Below are 25003 nucleotides of genomic sequence, written 5' to 3'. Positions count from 1 at the left end.
CAATGCCGACCCTGCTGTGACTTGTCAATCGATCAATCAGTCAGCGCGGTAGTTAGGCGCTTCCTTGGTGATCTGCACATCATGCACGTGAGACTCACGGATGCCGGCAGCGGTGATCTCCACAAACTCGGCCTTCTCGTTCATCTCGGCAATCGTGGCGCAACCGCAGTAGCCCATGGAGGCGCGCACGCCGCCGGCCATTTGGTACACGATGGAAACCATGGAGCCCTTGTAAGGCACGCGGCCTTCAATGCCTTCGGGAACCAGCTTGTCGGCAGTAGGGTTTCCGGTAGACGATTCCTGGAAGTAACGGTCGGCAGAGCCTTGCTGCATGGCGCCAATGGAGCCCATGCCACGGTAGCTCTTGTACGAGCGGCCTTGGTACAGAATCACTTCACCGGGCGCTTCTTCGGTGCCTGCAAACATGCCGCCCATCATGATGGTGGATGCGCCAGCGGCCAGAGCCTTGGAGATATCACCAGAGAAGCGGATGCCGCCGTCACCGATCAAAGGCACGCCGGTGCCCTTCAGGGCTTGAGCCACGCCATCGATCGCCATGATCTGGGGTACGCCCACACCGGCCACGATGCGGGTGGTGCAGATGGAGCCAGGGCCGATGCCGACCTTGACAGCGTCAGCGCCTGCTTCGACCAGTGCCAGAGCCGCAGCGCCGGTGGCAATATTGCCGCCGATCACGTCGACTTGTGGGTAGTTCTGCTTGACCCAGCGCACGCGTTCAATCACGCCCTTGCTGTGGCCGTGGGCGGTGTCCACCACCAGCGCATCCACACCGGCTTTGACCAGCAGGTCCACACGTTCTTCCGTGCCAGCACCCACGCCGACGGCAGCGGCTACGCGCAGGCGGCCAGCGGCATCGCGTGCAGCGTTGGGGAAGGTGGTTTGCTTGTTGATGTCCTTGACGGTGATCAGGCCCTTGAGTTCAAAGGCATCGTTCACCACCAGAATACGTTCGAGCTTGTGCTTGTTCAGCAGCGCCTTGGCTTCAGCGGGCGTGGTACCGTCTTTTTCATTGACGGTAATCAGTTTCTCGCGGGGCGTCATGATCTGGCTGACCTTGACGTCGTAGCGCGTTTCAAAGCGCACGTCGCGGCTGGTCACAATGCCGACCACTTTGCCGCCGTCGCACACGGGAAAGCCCGAGATACCGCGTTCTTCCGACAGCTGCAATACTTGCAGCACGGTGTGCTCGGGGGTGATGACCACGGGGTCGTGCACCACACCGGATTCGTGGCGCTTGACCTTGGACACTTCAGCGGCTTGTTGCTCAGCTGTCATGTTCTTGTGGATCACGCCAATACCGCCTTCTTGCGCAATGGCAATGGCCAGGCGAGCTTCCGTCACCGTGTCCATGGCGGCAGACACCAGGGGCAGGTTCAGGCGAATATTGCGGGTGAATTGGGTGGCGAGAGTAACGTCCTTGGGCAGGACTTCGGAGTAGGCTGGGACGAGCAGAACGTCGTCGAAGGTCAGTGCTTTTCCGAGAAGGCGCATTGTGAAGGCTCCAAAAGAAAGATTGTAGCTGTGACTTGCCTCACAATGCTGGCTCGTGGCCCAGAACCCCTAACCACTGTCCAAGACTTATTGACTCCATGAATATCACCAAGTTCGCTTTGTTTGCTGCCCTTAGCTGCTGCTCCGTTTCCGCGATGGCGCAGTGGCAATGGATTGATGGGCAGGGGCGTAAAGTGTTCAGCGACAGGGCGCCACCTGCCGAAATTCCTGCCAAAAATGTTCTGCGCAGCCCGGGTGGTGCATCTTTGTCTAAAGCGACTGCGGTTCCTGACGCTGTACCTGCTCCAGCAGCGTTTGCCAAGCCTGCGGCCGATAAAGGCGTAGACAAGGGCCTTGAAGAGCAAAAGCGCAAGCAAGAGGAGCAGGAAGCGGCCAAAATTCAAGCAGAAAAAGTCAAAAAAGAAAAGGCACGCCTTGAGAACTGCAACCGTGCCAAGCAGGCCAAGGCGACGCTGACGTCGGGGCGCATGCTTTCCAACGTCAATGCGAATGGCGAACGGGGCTTCATGGATGAAGCATCGCGTGAAGCGGAGGTCAAGCGTGCTGATTCTGTGATCGCTTCTGAATGCGGGCCCGCGCCAGAGGGCGATCAGTAAGTTTTGAGAGACGCAATGTAAGAAGCACCTGTGAAAGGCGCTTCTTTTTTGGTAGCTGCTACCTAATATCCAGCCTTGGCTCCAGGCCTCTGGCGCTTGAAAAGTCCGCTGCTGCGTGCACCTTGGCGTGCAAAGCGCTCACGGCGCGCCACTTTGGGGTCCACAGTCAGGGGGCGGTAGATTTCAAGGCGGTCGCCGTTTTTCAGCAACTGCTCGGCACGCGCGGTCTTTCCCCAGATGCCAATCATGGCAGGGGCAAGTTGCTCAAGGTTTAATTCCAGCTCAGGAAGTCTGGCTGCTTCAGCCAAGGCTTGGGCCACAGTGCTGCCCGCAGGCAGTTGCAGGCTGGCTTCATGCGTGCTACCTGCTTGGGGTGAGGTGCAGATGGTGATCTGCAAATGGCCCAGCTCAGCCATAGACTTGCTCGGCGCGTTTGATGAAGGCGTCCACCATGGAGCCAGCGATGCGATCGAACACGGGGCCGATGATGGCGGCGACTGCGGCGTTGTCGAAACCGTAATCCAGTTGCAGCTCTACCTTGCAGGCGCGCTGGGATCCGTCGCCCACGGGGTGAAAGCGCCACTGGCCTTCAAGGCGGGAGAATGGGCCTTTGACCAGTCGCATGGCAACCTGTTTGCCACCGCTGTCCATGGTACTGTTCGTGTTGCGCGTCACAAAAGATTTGCGTAGCCCGCTGAACGAGATGCCGACCTCGGCGGTCATGCCTGTGGAGTCCTGTTCCAGAACCTTGGCATGATCGCACCAGGGCAGAAAATCGGCATAGTGGGCCACGTCCGTCACGAGGGCAAACATTTCTTCGGGGCTGTACCAGATCAGGACGGACTTGTTGACGTTTTTCATGAACAAAGAACAATCAGCATGGTGCAAGAGCAGGGAATTGGCGATCGCCAATGTCCTCAGTGATTCCATGCGAAACTAAAATCATCGCTCAGAGGCGAGACGGCAATCCAGTATTGTAGGGAGAGCTTTCATCTCCGGTCTGCCTGCAACTAATATTCCATGGCCAAGAAACCAGAAACATCGTCGCGCATTGCCGACAATAAAAAAGCAGCATTCAACTATTTCTTCGAGGAACGCCACGAGGCAGGAGTGGTCCTGCACGGTTGGGAAGTGAAGGCCTTGCGCGAAGGCAAGGTTCAGCTGACCGACGGCTATGTCCTCATTAAAGAGGGAGAGATGTACCTACTGGGTTGCCAGATCAACCCGTTGAAAACGGCTTCGACTCACGTCAACCCAGATAGTGCTCGCATTAAAAAGCTGCTGCTGAAAAAAGCGGATATCGAGCGCTTGACCATCAAAGTGGAGCAAAAAGGCTACACCCTGGTGCCGATCAACCTGCACTGGAAAAATGGTTATGTGAAGTGCGAGATTGCCCTGGCCAAGGGCAAGGCCGAGCACGACAAGCGTGACGTGATCAAGGACAGAGAAGGCAAGCGCGAGGTTGAGCGGGCCCTGAAAAGCCGCAATCGCTAAGCGTTGAAGGGCGCCCGAGCGTGCCCAGGCACGGTTTTGTCACGGAATTGACGTTGAAGCCCGCTATGTTGGCGGGCAATACTATCAAGGAGGCACACCATGGGGGTCTGGGCACACGGTAACTTCGACAACGACACGGCGCTGGACTGGCTGGGCGACATCACCGGCCAGTTGCTCGATGAAATCGCCGAGGCCATGGACTCGCCCGAATTGCTCGAAGCCGATGAGTTGGATGCCGATCTGGTGCCCTGCCGCATTGAGCTGCTGTGCGCCATGGCGGAAAAAGGCATGCCGCCGCAGTGGCCCGATGTGCAGTTGCTGGCACAGTGGAAGCAGATTTTCCTGCAGGCCTGGGACGCCAGCATTGACGAGCTGGAGCCTTCGGAAGACTACAAGCGCGAGCGCCGTGCCACGCTGGTGGCAACCTTTGATCGCATGCTGGCGCTGGCCCATCTGGCAGAAGAAGAGGGCGATACCGAGGAATAAGCGAAGAGCAGACGACGAATGAGCCGGGGCTGGTCGAGTCAGCCCCGTTACGCCAACTCAGGGGTTTTCGTTGTACTTTTGCTTGAAGGCCAGCTCCAGCCGGTCGCAGTCTTCCTGTGACTGAAACTCCTGGGTCTTGCGCTCGGCTTCAGGCTTGGCGATCTGCTTCCAGCAGATCTTGATGGTCTCGCTTTCCACCCAGCGCTGCTCGGCTTGCGGATCGTCCATGAATTTGCCGATCAGCATCAGCACGGCAAAGATGGCAACCGGCAGGGCGATCACCAGGGCAACCATGGGACTTTTCTTCGATGCGCTCTTCACGGAATTGGCAGCGTTGCTGCCTTCTGGGGAGGGTGTGGATGTCATAGAGGAGCTCCATTATCCGGATGTGGATGAAGCCTGGGTTAATGCAGCGCATGAAATCTGTCTATCGACATCAACGCCATAGCGCGGTACGGGTCTGCAGCCGCAAACCTATAATGTTTGGCTGATTTGCCTTTGCGCACGGTTTTGATCCAAAGCCGGGCCGTACTGATCGCAGGCGTCATGCTGGCGACTTCATACCAAACACCATGAGTACACCCACTTTTTCCGTAGCGGACATCCGCAAGACGTTCCTGGATTTTTACGCATCCAAGGGCCACGCCGTTGTCGCGTCCAGCTCTCTGGTTCCCGGCAATGACCCGACGCTGATGTTCACCAACTCGGGCATGGTGCAGTTCAAGGACGTGTTCCTCGGCTCGGACAAGCGCCCCTACAACCGCGCCACGTCGGTGCAGGCCTGCCTGCGCGCTGGCGGCAAGCACAACGATCTGGAGAACGTGGGTTACACCGCGCGTCACCACACTTTCTTTGAAATGCTGGGCAACTGGTCCTTTGGCGACTACTTCAAGAAAGAGTCGATCGAGTGGGGCTGGGAGCTGCTGACCAAGGTCTTTGGCCTGCCTGCTGAAAAGCTGCTGGCCACCGTCTACTACGAAGACGATGAAGCCTATGACATCTGGAAGAACGTCATCGGTCTGCCTGCAGAGCGCATCATCCGCATTGCCGACAACAAGGGCGGCAAGTACAAGAGCGATAACTTCTGGATGATGGCTGACACCGGTCCATGCGGTCCTTGCTCGGAAATCTTCTACGACCACGGCGAACACATTGCTGGCGGCCCTCCCGGCTCGCCGGATGAAGACGGCGACCGCTTCATCGAAATCTGGAACCATGTGTTCATGCAGTTCGACATGAAGGAAGACGGATCCGTAGTTAAGCTGCCCGCGCCTTGCGTGGACACCGGCATGGGTCTGGAGCGTCTGGCTGCCATCTTGCAGCATGTGCACAGCAACTATGAGATCGACCTGTTCCAGGCCCTGATCAAGGCTGCTGGTCGCGAAACGCACATCGAAGACCTGAGCACTCCATCGCTCAAGGTGATTGCTGACCATATTCGCGCAACCTCCTTCCTGGTGGCTGACGGTGTGATTCCTTCCAACGAAGGCCGTGGTTATGTGCAGCGCCGCATTATTCGCCGCGCGATTCGCCACGGTTACAAGCTGGGCCAGAAGACCCCGTTTTTCCACAAAATGGTGGCAGACCTGGTCGTGCAAATGGGCGATGCGTACCCCAAGCTCAAGGAGCAAGAAGCGCACATCACCAGCGTGCTGAAGGCCGAAGAAGAGCGCTTCTTCGAGACGCTGGCCAACGGCATGGAAATTCTGGACAGCGCGCTGGCCGGCGACGTCAAAGTGCTGCCAGGCGATGTGGCCTTCAAGCTGCACGATACCTACGGCTTCCCGCTCGACCTGTCCAACGACGTGGCGCGTGAGCGCGGCGTGACCGTGGACGAGGCCGGTTTCAAGGCTGCCATGGAGCACCAGAAGAGCACGGCCCGCGCTGCCGGCAAGTTCAAGATGGACCGCGCGCTGGAATACACGGGCGATGCCAATACTTTTGTCGGCTACGAAAAGCTGGCTGAAGCTGCAAAAATCGTAGCGCTGTATGCAGATGGTGTAAGCGTGAGCGAGCTGAAGGCTGGCCAAAACGGCGTCGTCGTGCTGGACACCACTCCGTTCTACGCTGAGTCCGGCGGTCAGGTGGGTGACCAGGGCGTGATCACGGCTGGCGATGCGCGCTTTGCGGTGGAAGACACGCTCAAGATCAAGGCCGATGTGTTCGGCCACCATGGCCAGTTGGAGTCTGGCAGCCTGAAGGTGGGCGATGCCGTTGAAGCACAGGTGGACACCGCCGTGCGCGCTGCCGTCATGCGCAATCACTCGGTCACCCACATCATGCACAAAGCCCTGCGCGAAGTGCTGGGCAGCCATGTGCAGCAAAAGGGCTCGCTGGTCAATGCCGACCGCACCCGTTTTGACTTTGCGCACAACAACCCCGTCACCGCAGAGCAGATCCTCGAAATTGAAGCCCGTGTGAACGCTGAAATTCTGGCCAACACCAGCACTGAAGCCCGCGTGATGGACATCGAAAGCGCACAGCAGACCGGCGCCATGATGCTGTTCGGCGAAAAGTACGGCGAAACCGTGCGCGTGCTCGACATTGGTTCCAGCCGCGAACTGTGCGGCGGCACCCACGTGCACCGCACGGGAGACATTGGCCTGTTCAAGGTAGTGGGCGAATCTGGCGTGGCCGCAGGCGTGCGCCGCATTGAAGCCATCACCGGTATCAACGCACTGGCCTATCTGCAGTCGCTGGAATCCACCGTCGATCAAGCTGCTGCTGCCTTCAAGGCACCTGCAGCCGAGCTGAACAACCGCATTGGTGGCGCTCTGGATCAGATCAAGGCACTGGAAAAAGAAATTGCTGCTTTGAAGGGCAAGCTGGCTTCCAATCAAGGCGACGAACTGGCGACGCAAGCGGCAGTGATCAACGGCGTGAAGGTTCTGGCGGCCAAGCTGGAAGGTGCCGATGCCAAGACCTTGCGCGACACCATGGACAAGCTCAAAGACAAGTTGGGTGCAGCCGTGATCGTGCTAGCTGCCGTCGATGGCGACAAGGTGCAACTGGCCGCAGGCGTGACCAAGGCAGAAACCGCCAAGGTCAAGGCGGGCGAGCTGGTGAACTTTGTGGCCCAGCAAGTGGGCGGCAAGGGCGGCGGCAAGCCTGACATGGCCATGGCTGGTGGTACTGACGCAGCGGCCGTGCCCGCAGCGCTGGCCAGCGTGCAAGCCTGGGTGACCGAGCGCCTGTAAGGCGAGCACCAAAAGGCAGTCCAGGCTGCCTGCCCCTAAGCAAAACGCTCCTCATTGAGGAGCGTTTTTTATGGCTTGGAGCGAAATCCTTGCGGCTGGCACTGACCAAGATCCGAGATGCCGAGCAAGAGCCGCCTCGCGGCGAAGGCATCGTCCCCCTTCCATAGCGCGAAGCGCGTAGAGAAAAGGGGAAGGCGCAGCGCGCCTCAGGGGGTATTAATTTTTCCTGAACACCAAGTCCCAGACACCATGGCCCAGGCGAATACCGCGGTTCTCAAACTTGGTCAGCGGGCGGTAGTCGGGCTTTTCAGTATAGGCTTCGGCCGTGTTCTGCAGTGTGGGCTCGGCGCTCAGCACTTCCAGAATCTGCACAGCATAGGGCTCCCAGTCGGTCGCGCAATGGATATAGCCACCGGGCTTGATGCGGGCGGCCAGCTTGGCGATCAGGGGGCTCTGAATCAGGCGGCGCTTGTTGTGCTTCTTCTTGTGCCAGGGGTCGGGGAAGAAGATGTGCACGCCATCAATCGATGCTTCTGGCAGCATGTTGTCGATGACTTCCACGGCATCGTGCTGCAGGATGCGGATGTTCGAGATATCTTGCTCGCCAATGCGCTTGAGCAGCGCGCCCACGCCGGGTTCGTGCACTTCGCAGCACAGGAAGTTGTCGTCAGGGCGCACGCGGGCGATATGGGCTGTGGCTTCACCCATGCCAAAGCCGATTTCAAGAATCAGCTTGCCATCGCGGCCGTAAGCAGCTGCGGCGTCCAGAGGCGCTTGCTGGTATTGCAGCAAAAAGCGTGGGCCCAGGTCTTCAAAAGCCTTGGCTTGACCAGTGGTGGTGCGGCCGGCGCGGCGTACAAAGCTTTTGATGACCTTGGGGTAGGCCACGCCTTCAGGCGCCTGGCCCTGGTCTTTGGGCGCTGGTGCTGCAGAAGCGTCAGCGGCGGGCACGTTGTCGGCCATATCGGAGGTAGGTGTTGGAATAGATGAAGTCACGGGGCAATATTGTAGGTTTGACGCCAGCAATTGACCCAGAAGCTCAGTGCCAAAGGCAAGGCGCTTGCGGGGCTTTCGTCATGGACGGGGGCGGTCATGGGCGCTTGTGGCAGGCCTAGCTGTATGGCGGCGTCGCTCAATGCGCGCAAGGGCTGGCTGACATCGACCGCAGGCGCACCATGTTGCTTGGAGAGTTTTTCACCGCTTTCCATAAACACGAGCGGCGTGTGCAGATAGCGCGGCTGGGGCAGGCCTAACGCGTGCTGCAGCAGCAACTGGCGCGGCGTGTTATCCGCCAGGTCTTCGCCGCGCACAACGTCGGTGATGCCTTGGTTTGCATCATCGACCACCACGGCCAGTTGATAGGCCCAGAGCCCGTCGGCACGGCGCAACACAAAGTCGCCCACGCTGGTCTGCACATTTTGCTGCTGGGCACCGAGCCTGCGATCAAGCCAGTGAAGCACGGGTGCATTGCATTCGAGTTGTTGTTGGCCGATTGCTATGGTTTGCGTAGCTGCTTGCGCTTGATTCGAAAGGGCTCGAGGGCTGTATTGATGTAAATCAGCAATCTGCTGCTCCAGCGCAAAGCGCCAGGCTCTCGCAGGTTTACCATGCAGGCCGCTGCGGCAGGTGCCGGGGTAGGGGCGCTCTACATGGCGTTCGTGCGTAAGTCCCTGGGCTTGCCAAGCGGCTTCAATGTCTTTGCGCGTGCAGCCGCAGGGGTAGGCCAGCTGGCAATTTTGTAGCTGCTGCAGTGCTTGCTCGTAAAGCGCATGGCGCTGCGACTGCCAGACCACGGGCGCATCGGAATGCAGGCCGCAGGCCGCCAGCTGGCGCAAAATTTCTTGATCGGCACCAACTTGGCAGCGTGGCGGGTCTATGTCTTCAATGCGAATCAGCCACTGGCCCTGGTGCGCACGGGCATCTAGCCAGCTGGCCAGTGCTGCGACCAGAGAACCTGCATGCAGCGGGCCGGTGGGTGATGGCGCAAATCTGCCGACATAGTGCCCTGAAGAAGAGGCGCTGTGAGAAGGAAAAGTGAGAGCGATGGCCGAAGTCATGAGGGACGCAATCTTACGCCCCTCATGTGGCTCTCAAACCAGTGCCAGAGCCATTTCCAGACCGGAGATAAAAGCGTCTTCCACCCGTGCACCTGTACACCAGTCGCCGCACAGGGCCAGGCCTGCTGATCGGTCATAGGCAAAGGACTGACCCAGCGGGGCCAGCGTCTGTGCGTTCTGCCAGAGATAGACGCTGGCATGGCGGGGAGCGACGCGAATGCCCGTGATCTCGCCAAAGGCCTTTTGCAGCTTGGAGAGCACGCGCGTGGCGTCGTCATGGCGGTGCTCGTTAGACCACAGCGGGTTGGCGTGAATTGTCCAGCGCTCGGTCTGTGCGCGACCGGGTTTGGAGGATTCGCGGGCCACCCATGAAATACGTTCATGCGTGCTGCGCGAGGCATTCCACTGCGGGCCCAGCGTGCTCAGGCCTGCCTGTGCGGCCATGGGGTAGGAGAGAGTCATGGCCCAGCAGGGTGCCATTTCGACGGTGGCCAGTGACTTGGCCAGCGCCGCGCCTTGCGGGGCGGTTTGCAGCAGTTGCAAGGCCACAGGGGCGGGCACGGCCAGCACCACGCAGTCAAAGCCATCGGCAATTTGCGGGCCGTGGTCTTCGGTGTCCAGCATCAAAGACCACTGGTGGTGGCTTTGGCCCTTGCCGTTGGCGATATGGTGGCTCATGGCCCGGACGGACTGACCCAGATGCAGCTTGCCGGCTTCCCACAGCGGTGTGGCCCATGCCAATGGCAGGGATTGCATGTCGGGTATGCCAACCCAATGGGTCTCACGCACGGGGGCGAGTTTGTCGATGCGGCGGCCGTGGGCGTTGCGCGTCTGTATGTTGTTCAGGCTCCAGGCGCGCAGATTGCCGGGCGTGGTGTCCAGCACTTTCTGAAAGCGGGGGTCGCGCACGGTGAAAAACTGGGCACCGATGTCAAAGCTGCCATAAGGACCGCTGACCGATCGCATGCGTCCACCGGCCTGTGTCAGGCGTTCGTAGACATGGACCTCGTGCCCGGCCTGTAGCAGCGTGCGGGCGCAGGCCAGGCCGGCGATACCCGCGCCTATGACGGCGATGCGCCGGGGCCGGGAGGTGGTTGAAGAAGAAGCAGAGGCCGTTGCGGAAGCAGGAGTACGGGAAGCGTTCATGTAAAAGCCTTTTCAACACCGTTTGACTTCTAGCGTAGCAGCTACTTTAAAGATAGCAAGTGCTGCTTGTGCTGAATTGTTGCAGCGCAATTCACTCTACATCGGCGCGCCGGGGCTGCAAGCAAGTCAGCACTTATTGGCGGTGATGGTTTTCCATAAGCGCCTTGCGCGTGGTGGGGCTTTCCAGCTGTGCCAGCCACCATTGCAGGGCGCGGCCGGGCGTGCGGTGAGATGCACCCTGCCAGGCGTAATGCAGGCGCAGATTGCGGCTTGCGCGCTGCACCTGGCGCGTGATGAGCAGGCCCGCATCGAGATAGGTCTGCACCATGCCACGTGGCAAAAAACCTGCGCCAATGCCGCGCACCTGGGCCTCGACCTTGGCGTGCATGCTGTCCACCGTCAGCACATCCTGCCCGCTGACAAGGCCGTAGCTGGTCTTGCTGCGCACGCCAGAATCTGCCACGGCAATCATGCGGTGCTGCAGCAACACTTCATCAGACAGCGGCTCATCGCACTGGGCCAGCGGGTGGTGCGGGGCCATGGCAAAGACAAAGTCCACCTCGCCCAGCTCGCGCGTTTGCAACTCGGAGACATTGCTGGTGTTGACTGCCACGCCAATGGCCAGATCGGCCTGGCCGCTGGTAAGCACCTCCAGCGTGCCGTTGAGAATGCCGTCTTTGAGCTTGAGGCTGGTGGGCGGGTTGAGGGCGTAGAAGGCCTCAACCAGCTCAAAGATGGGTGTGCGGGCCACGGCTCCGTCAATCACGAGGGTCAGCTGTGGCTCCCAGCCAGTGGCTACGCGCTTGACGCGGTGGGCTACGGCATCAATCTCCTGCAGCAGGCGCGCGCCCTCGTGCAGGAGGGTCTGACCGGCCTCGGTGGCCTGTGCATGGCGCGAGCTGCGGTCAAACAGCAGCACATCCAGTGCATCTTCAATCTGCCGCACCCGGTATGTCAGCGCACTGGGCACCAGGCCCAGAGAGCGAGCGGCAGCGGCAAAACTGCCGGTTTCAGCAATGGCCTGCAGCATGGCCAGGCTGTCGGGGGTGAGCACATCGCGGGAGCTGGGCATGGGGCGGTAGAGGGTTCAAAGAGTTTGAATGATGCCATCAACAGGCTTCAGCCACAGCGCGGGCGGCAACTTCTACAGTGGAGGCATACAGAAACAGAACCATCTGAACGAAAGGAAAAGCACCATGATGACTATGCGCAAATCCCAGGAACGCGGCTATGCCGACCACGGCTGGCTCAAGTCCTATCACAGCTTTTCGTTTGCCGGCTACCACGACCCACGGCATATGGGCTTTGGCAATTTGCGGGTGATCAATGAAGACCGTATTGCCCCTGGCACCGGCTTTGGCGCTCACGGCCACCGCGACATGGAAATCATCAGCTATGTGCTCGAAGGTGCGCTCTCGCACAAGGACAGCATGGGCAATGAAACCCCCATCCTGCCTGGCGAAGTGCAGCGCATGAGTGCCGGCTCTGGAGTGGTGCACAGCGAGCAGAACTACGCCCAAGACAAGACCACGCACTTTTTGCAGATCTGGCTGCTGCCCGCCCGCACCGGAATCGAACCAGGCTATGCCCAGAAGTCATTCAGCGAAGCGCAAAAACGCGGTCGCCTGTGTCTTGTGGCCTCGCCAGACGGTGCCGAAGGTTCGGTGACCCTGAATGCCGATGCGCGCTTGTTCGCCGGCCTGTTTGACGGCGCTGAATCTGCCGAAATGACGTTGCCCGCTGGGCGCAAGACCTATGTGCATCTGATTCGCGGGGAGTTGGACGTGAATGGACAAACCCTGACAAGCGGGGACGCTGCGCTTATTGAAAATGAGAAGCAGTTGCGCCTTGCCAACGGCCGGGCTGCGGAAGTTCTGGTGTTTGACCTGGAACCCTGAGGTTGCTCACCGCAGGGCTTGTGCAAAAGTAAACCAATGCGGCCCAGAGTCGCAAGGAATGGAGTGTGAAATGCTGAATCAACTGAAAAACCCGCTGGATCTGGTGGGCCGTATTCTGATTGCCTTGCTGTTTTTGCCGGCCGGCATTCAAAAAAATCAGTGGCTTTGCAGGCACTGTGGGCTATGCCACATCGGTGGGCATGCCCATGCCGACAGTCGCTGTCGGTCTGGGGCTGGTGATTGAAATTGCCGGTGGCCTGGCCATCTTGCTGGGTTGGCATACCCGTTGGGCAGCTTTGATTCTGGGCTTCTTCACGCTGGTAGCCAGCTTCTTTTTCCACAATTTCTGGGGTGTTCCTGCCGAGGCGGCCATGATGCAGCAGTTGCTGTTCTGGAAGAACATTGCTGTCGTCGGCGGTCTGCTCGGCTATGCAGCGCATGGCGCAGGTGCCTGGAGCGTGGATGGCCGCAAGGCTTAAATAGCGTTGTAGCCCAGATGCAGAGCGCGCAAGCAGCTATAAATTTGATACGCTAGTGCGCACGGTCAACAAGGCCCGCGGGTGAAAATCTGGCGGGCCTTGTTGCATACAGATTTACGCTGGCCGGGTGGTATGCCCGAGCCACTTCAAGTGAGCAAGAAAGAAAATTCATGAGCAATATCGTTGTGGTCTACCACTCGGGCTACGGTCATACCCAGCGCATGGCGCAATCTGTGGCGCAGGGCGCTGGCGCGCAACTGCTGGCCATTGATGCGGACGGCAATCTGCCTGAAGGTGGCTGGGAGCTGTTGGCAGCAGCCGATGCCATCGTGTTTGGTGCGCCGACCTATATGGGCGCACCGAGCTGGCAGTTCAAGAAATTTGCCGATGCCTCGTCCAAGGCCTGGTTTGTGCAGGCCTGGAAGGACAAGCTGTTCGCCGGTTTCACCAACAGCGCCAGTGTGCAGGGCGACAAGCAGGTCACGCTGGATTATTTCTACCATCTGTCCATGCAGCATGGCGGCGTGTGGGTGGGTCTGGGCCTGTTGCCGTCGAACACCAAGGCGGCACAACGCAACGATGTGAACTGGATGGGCAGCTTCAGCGGTGCCATGGCGCAGTCACCTTCGGATGCATCGGCCGGTGAAATGGCGGCGGGTGATCTGGAAACCGCACGCCAGTTTGGCGATCGCGTCGCCAAGGCAGCTGCACGCTGGGCCCAATAAGCTTTCATCCGCTATTTCATTCAAAGCGGCCAGCGCTTGTCATTCAAGGACTTCAGAGTGAAATAGCTATGAAGCCAAGTATGAACAGGCGCTGGCCGCTTTGTTTTTGATAGTGGTGTGCAGGGAGCTCGCGACTCTTATTCCATCAGGTGCTTTTTGATGGGGCGAGGGTGCACCAGATCCGTTCGCGCCAGATCGGTGCTCAGCGAGTCGCGGCCATCGAAGACAAAGCAGCCGCCGTCGTAGAACTTGCCATCGGTTTCCTCGAAGTATTTGAGGATGCCGCCCTCGAGCTGGTAGACGTTTTCAAGGCCTTCATCGCGCATCAGAATGGCGGCTTTTTCGCAGCGAATACCGCCTGTGCAGTAGCTGACCACGGTCTTGCCGGCAAATTCGGCCTTGTGCTCGCGCAGGGCAGGGGGGAATTCTGTGAACTTGGTCAGACGCCAGTCCACGGTACCGGCAAACGCGCCTTCGTCCACTTCGTAGTCGTTGCGTGTGTCCAGTGTCACCACTTCGCGGCCATCGTCGTCGTGGCCTTGCTCCAGCCAGCGCCGCAGCGTAGCGGGCGTAACCGATGGCGCGCGGCCATTGGCGGGTCGAATGGTGGGGTGGTCCATGCGAATGATTTCATTCTTGACCTTGACCAGCATCTTGCGAAATGGCACGGTCTCGGACCAGCTTTCCTTGGGTGCCAGGTCGGCAAAGCGCTCATCCTGGCGCAGTGCATCGACAAAGCGGTGGACGGCTTCGGCGGAGCCTGCCAGAAAGAAGTTGATGCCTTCTTCGGCCAGCAGCACCGTACCTTTGAGGTTCAGGGCTTGGGCGCGCTCATGCAGCGTCTCGCGTAGCTGAGCCGCATCGGGCAGGGGCGTGAATTTGTAGCAGGAGATGTTGAGTATGTCGGCCACGTCGGTATCCGGGTGCGGCCGCTCGGTGGCTGCGTCGAGGGTGACGCAGCTCAGACCGGGGCCGTCAGTGCTGCCTTGATTTTATTGGACAGCTGTGCCACTGCGAGAGAAGCGGGTGCTCCAGGCATGGATTGCAGCAGTAGCTGGCGGCGCATCACGGCTTCGCGCACGGCGGAGTCGACCGGAATATCGCCCCAGTGGGTAAGCTGTAGCGGCTCGCCGGACTCGGTGGTTACAAAACGGTTGAGCACCTGCTGCAGCTGGCTGGTGATGGCACGGCCATCGCCGGGGCGCTGTGCCTGGTTGATGACCAGGCGCACCTGCTGGCGCTTTTGCTGCAGTGCCAGCACCTTGATGGCGGCGTAAGCATCGGTCAGCGAGGTGGGCTCGGGCGTGGCCACGACCAGTACTTCGGTGGCCAAAGAGACCGAGAACAGCACGACATCAGAGATGCCTGCGCCGGTGTCGAGCAAGATGATGTCGTAGCGGGGGCGCAGCGTCTCGATGGTGCGCATGAACTGGGCGCGAATCTCGGGCGTCAGGCGCGAGTATTCGATCATTCCAGAGCCCGCCAGCAACACGGAGTAGCCGCCGGGCGTGGTCAGAATGGCTTCATCCAGCGTGGAGCGGCCCGTGAAGACGTCGTGCAGCGTGACCTTGGGATAGAGGTTGAGCACCACATCCAGGTTGGCAAGGCCCAGGTCTGCATCCAGCACCAATACATTGAAGCCGTGGCGCGTGAGGGCTGCAGCCAGATTGGCGGACACAAATGTTTTGCCTACACCGCCTTTGCCACTGGTGACAGCGATGATGTGGGCCAGTTTGGATCGGCTGGGCGCCCGTAATGCATCTTCCATGGAAATATGTGCGGGCAGTGTGGGGAGTGTGACCAAGGTATCCATCGTCTCAAGGCGTTATGACCTGGCGCTCGGCGTCGGTGTATACGTCTGGTGCTGTGTTGTGCACTGAGCCATTTTCCTCGAAGGTGGCGGTAGGTAAAGGGCTGAAAAGCAGGCTTTTTTCCTCGGCACTCACGGTACTGTCGGGTGGATCTTCCATGAATACGCAGTTGCGGCCCGCTGATTTGGCCAGATACAGCTGCCGGTCGGCACGTTCTGTCCATAGCTGGGTCGTGCTGCGAATCCATTGCTGTGCGTAGACACCGCCAATGCTCACAGTCATGTACAGGGTCTGGCCGGAGGAGATGCGGATGGGCGTGGACTCAATGGTTTGTCGCAGGCGTTCAGCCACTGCGTGGCCCTGATGGGCGGGGCAGGCAGGCAGAACAATGGCAAATTCTTCGCCGCCATAGCGGGACTGAGTGTCCATAGGGCGTATGCCTTCGGACAAGGTCTTCGCGACAGACTGCAGCACCATGTCGCCCGCGATGTGGCCATGCGTGTCATTGATCTGCTTGAAGTGATCAATGTCCAGCATGAGAAGCAGAGCCGTCTCGCCGGAGCGTGCCACGCGGTCCATTTCGCGCTCGATGACGGTGCGGAAATGGCGGCGGTTGGCAAGCCCCGTGAGGGGGTCGCGCAAAGACAGCTCGCACAGACCGTCAATCAGTGCTTGCAGGTAATGGGTGGGAGTGTCCGTGGGGAGGCGAATCTCGTCGCCGCCCGTGCGTGTCACCAGATTATGGGCGGTGGCAAGGCGCAGATCACGCAGAAACACGGATTGATGAGGTGCGGATGAAGTCACAACTTGCTATCAATGATGGCTATCAGTGTAGCAGTGCGCCTTGATTTTCTGTAACTGCAGGTTTATCCGTAGCGTTGATTTAGGTCAGCTTTGTGGGGAAATTGCCAAGGCTTTGCAAAAACTCGGCATCGGTTCGGTACAGCCTCACAGGGCTGCCTTTGCGGCCCAGCAGGCCTGCGCGCTGAAGGCGTTGCTCTGCGGGCAGCTTCAGGCCCACCACATGCAGCAAGCCACCGCGCAGAGCGACGAGCCGCTCCAGTCTGGCAAAAATTTCTACACCCGTAATGTCGATGCTGTTGATGGATTGCATCAGCAGTGCCAGGTCTTGGGTCTGGGGCGACTGCTGCAAGGCGTCGGCTGCATAGCGCTCAAGTGCGGTGGCGGTGGCAAAGTCCAGATCGGCATCCATGCGCAGGGCGATGAGTTGGGGCGCGAGCACCGGCAACTGCCAGAGTTGGCGGCTGCGCAGGCTGCCATCGGGGTGCAGGCCGACCTCAATAATACGCGGGTGCAGGTGCTGGTAAAGGTAGTAGGCCTGGCTGAGCATGATGCCGGCGAACACGCCCCAGTACATGCGTGGCGCGGTGGCAATCGTCAGCACCAGCGTAGCGACGCTGATGCAGGCCTCGACCCTGGAAATTTTGAACAGCTTGAGAATGGCGCTGGGCTTGACCAGATTGAGCACCGCCGTGATCACAATGGCTGCCAGCGCAGACTGGGGCACGTGGTATAGCCATGGAATAAACCAGAGCACCACCACAATCACCAGCAGAATGGAAAAGACATTGGCATAGCCCGTCTTGGCGCCCGCCAGCAGATTGACGGCTGAGCGTGAAAATGAGGCGCTGGTGGCAAAGCTGCCAAAAAGCCCGGCACTGATTTTGGACAGGCCCTGTGCAATCAAATCCTGATTCTCATTCCAGCGCGTACCGGCCTGCTGGTGCTCGACCTGCGCACTGGAGGCGGTTTCCAGAAAGCTGACCAGAGAAATGACCAGAACCGGCATGATGAGGCTGGCAAACTGCTCCCATTCCAGCATGCCAGGCCACTGAAAGTGCGGCAGACCGGCTGGCAGGTGGCCGATGACGGAGCCTCCGCCATCGGCAAACCCCGTCGCCCAACTAATGACACCGGTCAGCCCGATGATGAAAATGGCGGAGGGGAAGGCAGGACGCCATTTTTTGGCCAGCATCAGCAAGGCCATGCTGCACAGGCCGTAGGCGATGGATTGCCCGTTGAACAGATAAATAGAGGGCGAATGCCAGACGGTTCCCCAGTCCGAGCGCATGCCCAGCAGCGTGGGCAACTGTGACGCCAGAATCAGCAAAGCCGCCGCTTGCGTAAAGCCCGCCAGCACGGGCGAGGTGACGAGGTTGAGCAGCCAGCCCGCGCGCACCATGCCCAGACTCCACTGCAGCAGGCCCGAAAGAATGGCCATCCATGCGGCCAGAGCGACCCACTGGGCAGAACCTGGCTCGGCCATGCCCGTCAGCGATGCGCCAATCAGCAGCGCGCTGAGGGCCGTGGGCCCCACGCCCAGCCGGGGCGACGGGCTGAACAGCACGGCAATAGCCGCCGGAATGATGGAGGCGTAAATGCCCGTGATCAGCGGCATGCCGGCCAGTGCGGCATAGGCCACACCTTGCGGCAGCAGCATCAGGCCGACAGTCAGACCCGCCCAGAATTCACCGCGCAGCAGGGCGGATGTGGGTTTGGGCCAATTGAGAAAAGGGAGCCAGCGGGCCAAAGATTGCATGGGGGTCATTGTCCGCGAATGAAATCTCGCTAGACCCCTGAAGCTTAGCCGCTGATTGTTTTGATGAGATTAAAAAAGAGAGGCTCAAGGCCTCTCTTCCCACCTTTCGGTGTGGTGCGCGCAGTGGTTGAACCACCGGTCTATTTTTTAGTTACCCAGATTGCGAATCGCCTCGGGGGTGTACTGGCTGGGCTTGAGGTTGTCCTTGCCCAGAATCGGAGCCTTGGGGCGTTCCTGCACCAGATTCATGCTGACATAAGAGCCAGCATTCAAGTCGTAGTAGAACGAGGTGCCTGCATGCCACTTCTTGATGTCGTAGGCGTAGTAGTAGTTGATCTCGCCGTGCTGCCACAGCTGGCCGCGTGCATCGTAGAAGTCACCCGAGACGGCGTGGCCGGTATCTTCGTCAATGAACATCACGCGCTTGGAGTAAACGTGGCGGTAGCCGGGCTTGAGCTTGCCTTCCAGCACCCAGACGCGGCGCAACTCGTAACGGGTGTAGGCCGGGTTGGGGTGGCCGGGCTTGAGCAGGTCCGCGTACTTGATCTGCTGGTTGATGCGGAAGGTGTTCGCAGGGATGTACATCTCGCGCTTGCCTTGCATGGTCCACTCATAGCGCTCGGAGCCGCCGTTGAACAGGCGCTCTGAGTCGATGGTGGCCTTGCCGCTGGTGCCCGGGGAGGGCTGGTCATAGCCGAACTCGGGCAGTTGGCGCACGCGGCGGGTGCCGGGGTCATAGGCCCAGGCTAGGCGTTTGTCCGTGCCGAAGTTCATGGGCTCAATCGACAGAATTACACCCCCTTTTTCACGCTCGGGCAGCATGGAGAAGTTGGTCACATACGCATATTTGCCATCGTTGGGCTTGCCCAGGTTTTCCTTGGAGTCATAGCGGCTGAGCTGAATATAGCTGGTGCGGCCCCAGGCAATATCGCCACCCACGCCCACCAGCGCCATGTCACGCTCCACCTCTTCGGTACTGGCGCGGCTGGGGATCAGGTTGTTCCAGAACAGCTCAAGGCCAGTCTTGGGAATGGGGAAGGGCAGTGCACCCATGAACCCCTTGACGCCATTGCCTTCATTGACGACTTCGGCTTCCAGTGCGTTGCGCTTGATCACCGCGCAGATCTCGTCGTCATAACGGAAGTCGCGGTGACCCGGGTAGACGGGGATGCGCATGGTCGTGGGGAAGCGCTTGAGCAGCGCCTTCTGGCCATCGCTGAGCTTGTCTGCATACTGGGCCATATTGGCCGCCGTGATTTCTACGACCGGCTTTTCATTGGCGTAGATATCGGGCTGGAACTGGCCCACCGACTTGGTGAACTTCACACCGGGCGGTACACCCAGGATTTTTCCGGTAAAGGCGGGAATGCTGCCATCTGCATTACCTGCCTTGATGGCGCCGGTGCAGGTCAGCTCCTTGCCCAGCTTGTCGGCTTCTGCGGCGGGCACCTTGGCAAAGGCGGATCCGGCCATCAGACCCATGCACAGCATCAGGGCTGCGCTCATTTTTTTATCTTGCATCGCTCTCTTCCCCCCTCTAAAAATACATGCAGGTCGTTGCCTGTGATGGATGAATTCTGGGGATGTTTGTCATGACATGAATCGTCTGATAAGACTAATAAAAAGCTTCATATCTGTGTCAATAAAAAAGGCAGCACCGTTGCCGGAGCTGCCTTTGGGGGGAGAGTGCGGCTGAAAATCAATCCGAGCCGCGCAGATCCATCTCTTCGTATTTGACGATCTTTGTGCCCTTGATCCACTTGTAGCCAAACCAGATGGCCAGGAACAAGGGCAGGCCGATATAGGTAGCGATAGCTCCGATCCAGTCGATCTGGTCCTTGATCAGGTTTTCATAGTTCTGGCCCAGTGTGATGACCAGGCACAGCACAAAGGCAAAGATGGGACCGAAGGGGAAGGCCGCCGCCTTGTAAGGCAGCTGGTTCATGTCGAAGTTCTGCGCTTCGCAGCCCTTACGAAAGCGATAGTGGCTGATCGCAATGCCCAGCCAGGCCACAAAGCCGCACATGCCGGACAGGTTCAGCAGCCAGATATAGACCACTTCGGGGCTGAAGACATTGGTGAAGAAGCACATGGCGGCGATCAGCGTGGTGGCAATCAGAGCCATCACGGGTACCCCGCGCGAGTTCACCCGGGCAAACAGCTTGGGAGCCATGCCTTGTCTGGCCATGGCGTACAGCATGCGGGTCGAGGCATACATGCCCGAGTTACCGGCGGACAGCACAGAAGTCAGCACCACGGCATTCATCACGGCAGCTGCGCCGAGCAGACCCGCACGTTCAAACACCAGCGTGAAGGGGCTGACAGCGATGTCGCCCAGATCGTTGCGCAGCAGCTTGGGGTCGGTGTACGGAATCAGCATGCCGATGATGAGAATGGCGAAGACGTAGAACAGCAAAATGCGCCAGAACACCTTGCGCACGGCCTTGGGCACGTTCTTGCCCGGGTCTTCCGATTCGCCCGCTGCAATACCGATCAGCTCGGTACCCTGGAACGAAAATCCCACCACCATGGCCACGCCGATCAGCGCGGCAAAGCCGCCTGCAAAAGGCGCATCACCGGCGGTGAAGTTGGCGACATTGCCCCAGAATCCATCGGGCGCGCCGCCTTGCAAAATGCCAAAAATCATCAGCACACCAATGCCAATGAAGACTAGCACCGTGGTGACCTTGATGGCAGCGAACCAGAACTCCGACTCGCCAAAGCCTTTGGCTGAAAGAGCGTTGAGTCCAAACATCAGTGCCAGAAACAGGGCGCTCCAGAGCATGCCGTTGGTGCCAGGGAACCAATAGGCCATCACCAGCTGCGCGGCTACCAGGTCGACCGCAATGGTCACGGCCCAGTTGTACCAGTAGTTCCAGCCCAGGGCGAAGCCAAAGCCTTCGTCCACATACTTGGCACCATAGGTGGCAAACGAGCCGGACACGGGCATGTGTGCGGCCATTTCGCCCAGACTGGTCATCAAAAAGTAGACCATCAGGCCGACGACCATATAGGCCAGCAGGGCACCGCCAGGGCCGGCCTGAGAAATCGTCGCGCCCGAGGCCACGAAAAGGCCAGTGCCGATGGAGCCGCCGATGGCGATCATCGACATATGGCGGGCCTTGAGGGAACGGTGCAAGCCACCGTTGTCAGTTTTTGCTTGGCTATCGCTCATGAGAGATTCTGATTTTTGCAGCGCATGAAGCAGGTGGAAAGTGGCTTGCGTACAAGCCGTTGCTTCATGTGGTGATTTGCATTGTGATGTCCGGTTGAACCGGATATCAGCGCGGTCAGCGTGATGCGCGATGACATGCATCGTCCTCAGAGGCTGCCGACAGGGTGCCGATTGTGAGCGATTTGCGCCTGAACTGTGCAGCAGACTGGGCGGATGTTGGCGTTTGTCACCGGAATTGATGCCTAAGATGTTGATTTATATCGAGTAAATAAGCATTTTGCGGCTTTTTTAAATATCCTTAAACCTTCGTCAATTCGTCGTCTTTGTTGGAGGTGTCTTTGGCTGTTGAGGATCTTGGAGGCTGATATTTAGGCTGATTTATTGATCATTTCGTCAAATTTAAAAGTCAAATTGACTTTATTGTTGGACAATAGTTATTGGTCTTGATGTAAAAAAGCTGCCAGTGCTTGTGAATAAAGCGCTGGCAGCTTCTGTTTTGATAGCGATTTGCTCGCTGTGAAGTTCAATGTGCTGTTCGATCAGCTCAGCAGCAATGCATCATCCGACAGCTTTTCGCCGCGAACCTTCTCAAACATGTGTAGCAGGTCAGGCACATCCATCCTGGCGCGCTCTTCGCCGCTCACGTCCAGCACCACATTGCCTTGGTGCAGCATGACGGTGCGCGTGCCCACGTCGAGAGCCTGGCGCATGCTGTGCGTGACCATCATGGTGGTCAGTTTGGTTTCCTGCACGATGCGGTCGGTCAGTCGCAGCACAAAATCCGCGGTGCGGGGGTCCAGCGCCGCCGTATGCTCATCGAGCAGCAGAATGCGCGAGGGCTGCAGCGCAGCCATCAGCAGGCTCACGGCCTGACGCTGACCGCCAGACAGCAGGCCGATGCGATCGGACAGGCGATTTTCCAGGCCCAGCCCCAGCGTTGACAGGCGTTCGCGGTACAGGTCGCGGTTGGCGGCCTTCACGGCCTTGGACAGTCCGCGGAAGTTGCCACGCTCATGTGCCAGCGCCATGTTTTCTTCGATGGACAGGTCTTCGCAGGTACCGGCCATAGGGTCCTGAAACACGCGGGCGACCTGCTTGGAGCGGGACCAGACGGGCATGCGCGTCATGTCGATGCCGGCGATTTCAATCTTGCCTTTGTCCACGCTCTGATCGCCCGAGACGCAGTTCAAGAATGTGGACTTGCCCGCGCCATTGGAGCCGATGACGGTGACAAACTGGCCATCAGGAATGGACAGCGACAGGCCGCGCAGGGCGCGCGTCTCAATCGGCGTGCCGGGGTTGAAGGTGAGTTCGAGGTTCTGTGCGTTCAGCATGGTGTTCTCCGCAGTCCTTCTTCTTTATTTGCGCTTGCTCAGCTTTTTCTTGATTTGCGGAATGATCAGAGCGATGGTGACCAGCACCGCCGTCACCAAGTTTAAGTCCTGCGCCTTCAGGCCAATCGCGTCGATATTGAGCGCGGCGGCGATGAAGAAGCGGTAGACCACGGCGCCAATCACCACGGCCAGGGTTGCCCAGATGATCTTGCGCGAAGGCAGAATGGTTTCGCCCACGATCACTGCAGCCAGACCAATCACGATGGTGCCGATGCCCATGGAGATGTCAGAGCCGCCCTGTGTCTGCACAAACAGCGCGCCAGCCAGACCGACGAGGCCGTTGGAAATCGCCATGCCCAGCAAAATCATGGCACCGGTGTTGACGCCCTGTGCACGTGCCATGCGGGCGTTAGAGCCCGTGGAGCGAATGGCCAGACCACGTTCGGTGGCAAAGAACCAGTCCAGCGCCAGCTTGGCCACGATGACAAAGCCCAGCAAGATGATGGGGCGCATCACATAGTCTTCAATGTTGTCAGGCTGCAGCATGGTGAACAGCGTGGGCTCATTGATCAGCGGCACATTGGGGCCGCCCATGACGCGCAGATTGATCGAGTACAGGCCAATCATCATCAGGATAGAGGCCAGCAGATCCATGATTTTGAGCTTAACGTTGAGCCAGCCCGTGATGAAGCCTGCGACAGCACCTGCAGCCGTTCCGGCCAGCGTGGCCAGCCAGGGGTTGGTGCCTGTGGAAATCAGAATGGCGCAGACGGCACCACCCAGAGGGAAGCTGCCATCCACCGTCAGATCGGGGAAGCGCAGCAACCGAAAAGAGATGAAGACGCCCAGCGCCACCAGGCTGAAGATCAGGCCAATTTCAATGGCACCGAGAATGGAAAATAAAGACATAGAGGAAGCGACAGGCGCGGCAGACGTCTAAAAAAATCGGCAGGGCCATGTCGCCACGGCACCTGCCGCTGTGCTGGCGCTACAAGCCATGGGGCTGCAGCGCAAGTCACAGACCGGGATTTACTTGACCACGGTGGCTGCAGCCTTGACCAGAGCGTCAGACAGCTTCACGCCTTGCTTTTCAGCAGCGCCGGGGTTCACGAACAGTTCCATCTTGGTGGAAACTTCGGGCTTGATATCGCCAGCCTTCTCGCCCTTCAGGATACGCACGACCATGCGGCCGGTCTGCTCGCCCAGATCGCGGTAGTTGATGCCGTAGGCCGCCACAGCACCGCGCTTGACGGAGTCAGTGTCCGAAGCCACCAGAGGAATCTTGGCGTCCTGGCCGACCTTGACTAGCGACTCATAGGCTGACACCACGTTGTTGTCGGTGTTGGTATAGATCACATCGACCTTGCCCACCAGCGAGCGGGCGGCGCTGGAAACGTCCACCGAACGGGGAGCTGCTGCGGTCACCAGTGTCCAGCCCAGCTTGGGCAGCAGGGCCTGCAGTTCCTTCACGACCACGGCGGAGTTGGCTTCACCGGGGTTGTAGACCATGCCGATGCGCTTGGCATTGGGCACGACCTGTTTGACCAGATCCATCTGCTTGTCCAGAGCCAGCAGGTCGGACACACCGGTGACGTTGTTCTTGGAAGCTTCCCAGCTAGGCACCAGCTTGGCTGCTACGGGGTCTGTGACGGCGGAGAACACCACGGGCACTGTCTTGGTCGAGGCGATTACGGCCTGAGCGGAAGGCGTAGCGATGGCGACGATGGCATCAGGCTTGTCACCCACAAACTTGCGGGCGATCTGCGCTGCGGTGCCGGTGTTGCCTTGAGCGCTCTGGTATTGCCACTTCAGGCTCTTGCCTTCTTCGTAACCGGCGGCCTTCAGGGCGTCCTTGACGCCATCACGCACTGCATCCAGAGCAGGGTGCTCAACAATGGCGGTCACGGCCACGGACTTGGTGTCGGCGGCGTAGGCGCCCGTCATGGCGGAAATTGCCAGGGCCAGTGCGCCCATGCGTGCCAAGGACAGCTGCTTCATGTGTATCTCCAGCGTTTGTTGTAAGTTTCAGATGAATTAAGGCTGCAGTGCTTGAAGACACAGCGCCTCGCGGGAAAGTCTACTTCACGGACCTGCCTGTCTTCTCGCTTGCGATAACCCTGTTTATCCCTATACGTGGATTGCGAAAAAATGGCATGAAAGCTGCGCAAAGCGCTAAATGATTAGATTAAGAGTGCGGTAATCAAGTTGAATTGCGCGCAATATTGCGTCGATCATGCCTTCTATGGCTTTATTTTCTGCATTTTTCCTGCGCTGAAGGTGATCTGGCTGCTGAAATATTCGCGGAAGGCCTGAATTTGAAGATTGCCTTGTAGTGCATTCATAACTGCAGCAAGCAGCGAGCGCTGCGGTTTGGGCTGAATGTAAAACTTTGGCCAGCCAGCGCCTTGGCCGCATGTAAATCCGTCGTTTGATCTGCTTTGAATCCTGTTTGGGCATAAAAAAGCCTGCATAGGCATGACCCGTGCAGGCTCTTTCGATGAAATCCAGAGCA

At 59.0% G+C, this 25003-nt stretch carries 24 protein-coding genes and 1 pseudogene; 7 read left to right on the top strand and 18 right to left on the bottom strand.

Features of this window, described 5'->3' with window-relative positions:
- Nucleotides 1-36: 36 nt before the first annotated feature.
- Nucleotides 37-1512 (bottom strand): IMP dehydrogenase, encoded by a 1476-nt coding sequence (gene guaB, locus HF327_RS13200; protein ID WP_198460612.1) that lies wholly within the window; start codon nt 1510-1512, stop codon nt 37-39.
- A gap of 98 nt (nt 1513-1610) precedes the next feature.
- On the opposite strand from guaB, the gene HF327_RS13195 reads away from it, so the two are divergent.
- Nucleotides 1611-2129: a DUF4124 domain-containing protein gene (locus HF327_RS13195; RefSeq protein WP_198460611.1), complete on the top strand. Its 519-nt coding sequence runs from the start codon at nt 1611-1613 to the stop codon at nt 2127-2129.
- A gap of 62 nt (nt 2130-2191) precedes the next feature.
- On the opposite strand, the gene HF327_RS13190 is transcribed toward HF327_RS13195, so the two are convergent.
- Together HF327_RS13190 and HF327_RS13185 are read right to left on the bottom strand one after the other, a co-directional pair.
- A complete protein-coding gene (locus HF327_RS13190; RefSeq protein ID WP_198460610.1) occupies nt 2192-2545 on the bottom strand; it encodes an RnfH family protein in 354 nt (117 codons plus the stop codon).
- A complete protein-coding gene (locus tag HF327_RS13185; protein ID WP_198460609.1) occupies nt 2538-2990 on the bottom strand; it encodes a type II toxin-antitoxin system RatA family toxin in 453 nt (150 codons plus the stop codon). Before HF327_RS13185 ends, HF327_RS13190 begins: the two co-directional genes overlap by 8 nt.
- Before the next feature lie 159 nt (nt 2991-3149).
- Between HF327_RS13185 and smpB the strand changes: the two genes are divergently transcribed.
- On the top strand, nt 3150-3623 hold the full coding sequence (gene smpB / locus HF327_RS13180) for an SsrA-binding protein SmpB (protein WP_198460608.1): 474 nt from the start codon (nt 3150-3152) through the stop codon (nt 3621-3623).
- Nucleotides 3624-3722: 99 nt separating this feature from the next.
- Nucleotides 3723-4109, top strand: a complete 387-nt coding sequence (locus HF327_RS13175; protein ID WP_198460607.1) for a DUF4259 domain-containing protein — start codon at nt 3723-3725, stop codon at nt 4107-4109.
- 57 nt (nt 4110-4166) lie between these two features.
- On the opposite strand, the gene HF327_RS13170 is transcribed toward HF327_RS13175, so the two are convergent.
- Entirely contained in the window at nt 4167-4475 is a 309-nt protein-coding gene (locus tag HF327_RS13170) for a hypothetical protein (RefSeq protein ID WP_236024177.1), read from the bottom strand.
- A gap of 206 nt (nt 4476-4681) precedes the next feature.
- On the opposite strand from HF327_RS13170, the gene alaS reads away from it, so the two are divergent.
- Nucleotides 4682-7306, top strand: coding sequence for an alanine--tRNA ligase (alaS, locus tag HF327_RS13165; protein ID WP_198460606.1), 2625 nt, complete (start codon nt 4682-4684; stop codon nt 7304-7306).
- Nucleotides 7307-7522: 216 nt separating this feature from the next.
- Here the strand turns inward: alaS and trmB are convergent, their stop codons facing one another.
- The 4 genes from trmB to HF327_RS13145 all read right to left on the bottom strand — a co-directional run bounded on the left by trmB (nt 7523) and on the right by HF327_RS13145 (nt 11581).
- Nucleotides 7523-8269, bottom strand: a complete 747-nt coding sequence (trmB, locus tag HF327_RS13160) for a tRNA (guanosine(46)-N7)-methyltransferase TrmB (RefSeq protein WP_198460627.1) — start codon at nt 8267-8269, stop codon at nt 7523-7525.
- Between the two features lie 29 nt (nt 8270-8298).
- Nucleotides 8299-9363: a tRNA glutamyl-Q(34) synthetase GluQRS gene (gene gluQRS / locus HF327_RS13155; protein WP_198460605.1), complete on the bottom strand. Its 1065-nt coding sequence runs from the start codon at nt 9361-9363 to the stop codon at nt 8299-8301.
- A 33-nt stretch (nt 9364-9396) separates the two neighbouring features.
- Nucleotides 9397-10509, bottom strand: a complete 1113-nt coding sequence (locus HF327_RS13150; protein ID WP_198460604.1) for an NAD(P)/FAD-dependent oxidoreductase — start codon at nt 10507-10509, stop codon at nt 9397-9399.
- Nucleotides 10510-10642: 133 nt separating this feature from the next.
- Nucleotides 10643-11581 (bottom strand): LysR family transcriptional regulator, encoded by a 939-nt coding sequence (locus HF327_RS13145; RefSeq protein ID WP_198460603.1) that lies wholly within the window; start codon nt 11579-11581, stop codon nt 10643-10645.
- Between the two features lie 124 nt (nt 11582-11705).
- On the opposite strand from HF327_RS13145, the gene HF327_RS13140 reads away from it, so the two are divergent.
- From HF327_RS13140 to HF327_RS13130, 3 genes and pseudogenes are all read left to right on the top strand, one after another.
- Nucleotides 11706-12407: a pirin family protein gene (locus HF327_RS13140; RefSeq protein ID WP_198460602.1), complete on the top strand. Its 702-nt coding sequence runs from the start codon at nt 11706-11708 to the stop codon at nt 12405-12407.
- Nucleotides 12408-12477: 70 nt separating this feature from the next.
- Nucleotides 12478-12886: pseudogene (locus tag HF327_RS13135) on the top strand (DoxX family protein).
- A 170-nt stretch (nt 12887-13056) separates the two neighbouring features.
- Nucleotides 13057-13611 (top strand): flavodoxin family protein, encoded by a 555-nt coding sequence (locus HF327_RS13130; RefSeq protein WP_198460601.1) that lies wholly within the window; start codon nt 13057-13059, stop codon nt 13609-13611.
- Nucleotides 13612-13748: 137 nt separating this feature from the next.
- Here HF327_RS13130 and HF327_RS13125 read toward each other — a convergent pair whose 3' ends face one another.
- The 10 genes from HF327_RS13125 to HF327_RS13080 all read right to left on the bottom strand — a co-directional run bounded on the left by HF327_RS13125 (nt 13749) and on the right by HF327_RS13080 (nt 24968).
- Nucleotides 13749-14522 (bottom strand): sulfurtransferase, encoded by a 774-nt coding sequence (locus tag HF327_RS13125; protein WP_198460600.1) that lies wholly within the window; start codon nt 14520-14522, stop codon nt 13749-13751.
- A 50-nt stretch (nt 14523-14572) separates the two neighbouring features.
- Nucleotides 14573-15424: a MinD/ParA family protein gene (locus tag HF327_RS13120; protein WP_198460599.1), complete on the bottom strand. Its 852-nt coding sequence runs from the start codon at nt 15422-15424 to the stop codon at nt 14573-14575.
- 4 nt (nt 15425-15428) lie between these two features.
- Nucleotides 15429-16226, bottom strand: a complete 798-nt coding sequence (locus HF327_RS13115; protein WP_198460598.1) for a GGDEF domain-containing protein — start codon at nt 16224-16226, stop codon at nt 15429-15431.
- Between the two features lie 79 nt (nt 16227-16305).
- On the bottom strand, nt 16306-17982 hold the full coding sequence (locus HF327_RS13110) for a SulP family inorganic anion transporter (RefSeq protein ID WP_198460597.1): 1677 nt from the start codon (nt 17980-17982) through the stop codon (nt 16306-16308).
- 147 nt (nt 17983-18129) lie between these two features.
- Nucleotides 18130-19503, bottom strand: coding sequence for a DUF1329 domain-containing protein (locus tag HF327_RS13105; RefSeq protein ID WP_198460596.1), 1374 nt, complete (start codon nt 19501-19503; stop codon nt 18130-18132).
- 178 nt (nt 19504-19681) lie between these two features.
- Nucleotides 19682-21157 (bottom strand): amino acid permease, encoded by a 1476-nt coding sequence (locus tag HF327_RS13100; protein ID WP_198460595.1) that lies wholly within the window; start codon nt 21155-21157, stop codon nt 19682-19684.
- A 539-nt stretch (nt 21158-21696) separates the two neighbouring features.
- Entirely contained in the window at nt 21697-22491 is a 795-nt protein-coding gene (locus tag HF327_RS13095; RefSeq protein WP_198460594.1) for an ABC transporter ATP-binding protein, read from the bottom strand.
- Between the two features lie 24 nt (nt 22492-22515).
- The gene (locus HF327_RS13090) at nt 22516-23400 is read right to left on the bottom strand and encodes an ABC transporter permease (protein ID WP_198460593.1); all 885 of its coding nucleotides are present in this window, start codon (nt 23398-23400) and stop codon (nt 22516-22518) included.
- 120 nt (nt 23401-23520) lie between these two features.
- Nucleotides 23521-24489: an ABC transporter substrate-binding protein gene (locus tag HF327_RS13085; RefSeq protein WP_198460592.1), complete on the bottom strand. Its 969-nt coding sequence runs from the start codon at nt 24487-24489 to the stop codon at nt 23521-23523.
- Nucleotides 24490-24731: 242 nt separating this feature from the next.
- Nucleotides 24732-24968: a hypothetical protein gene (locus HF327_RS13080; protein ID WP_198460591.1), complete on the bottom strand. Its 237-nt coding sequence runs from the start codon at nt 24966-24968 to the stop codon at nt 24732-24734.
- Nucleotides 24969-25003 lie beyond the last annotated feature (35 nt).

Source organism: Comamonas suwonensis (genome assembly GCF_012844455.2).
GTDB classification, from domain to species: domain Bacteria; phylum Pseudomonadota; class Gammaproteobacteria; order Burkholderiales; family Burkholderiaceae_C; genus Comamonas; species Comamonas suwonensis.
Note: the sequence above shows the minus strand (reverse complement) of the source record. Positions and strands in the feature narration are given on the sequence as shown.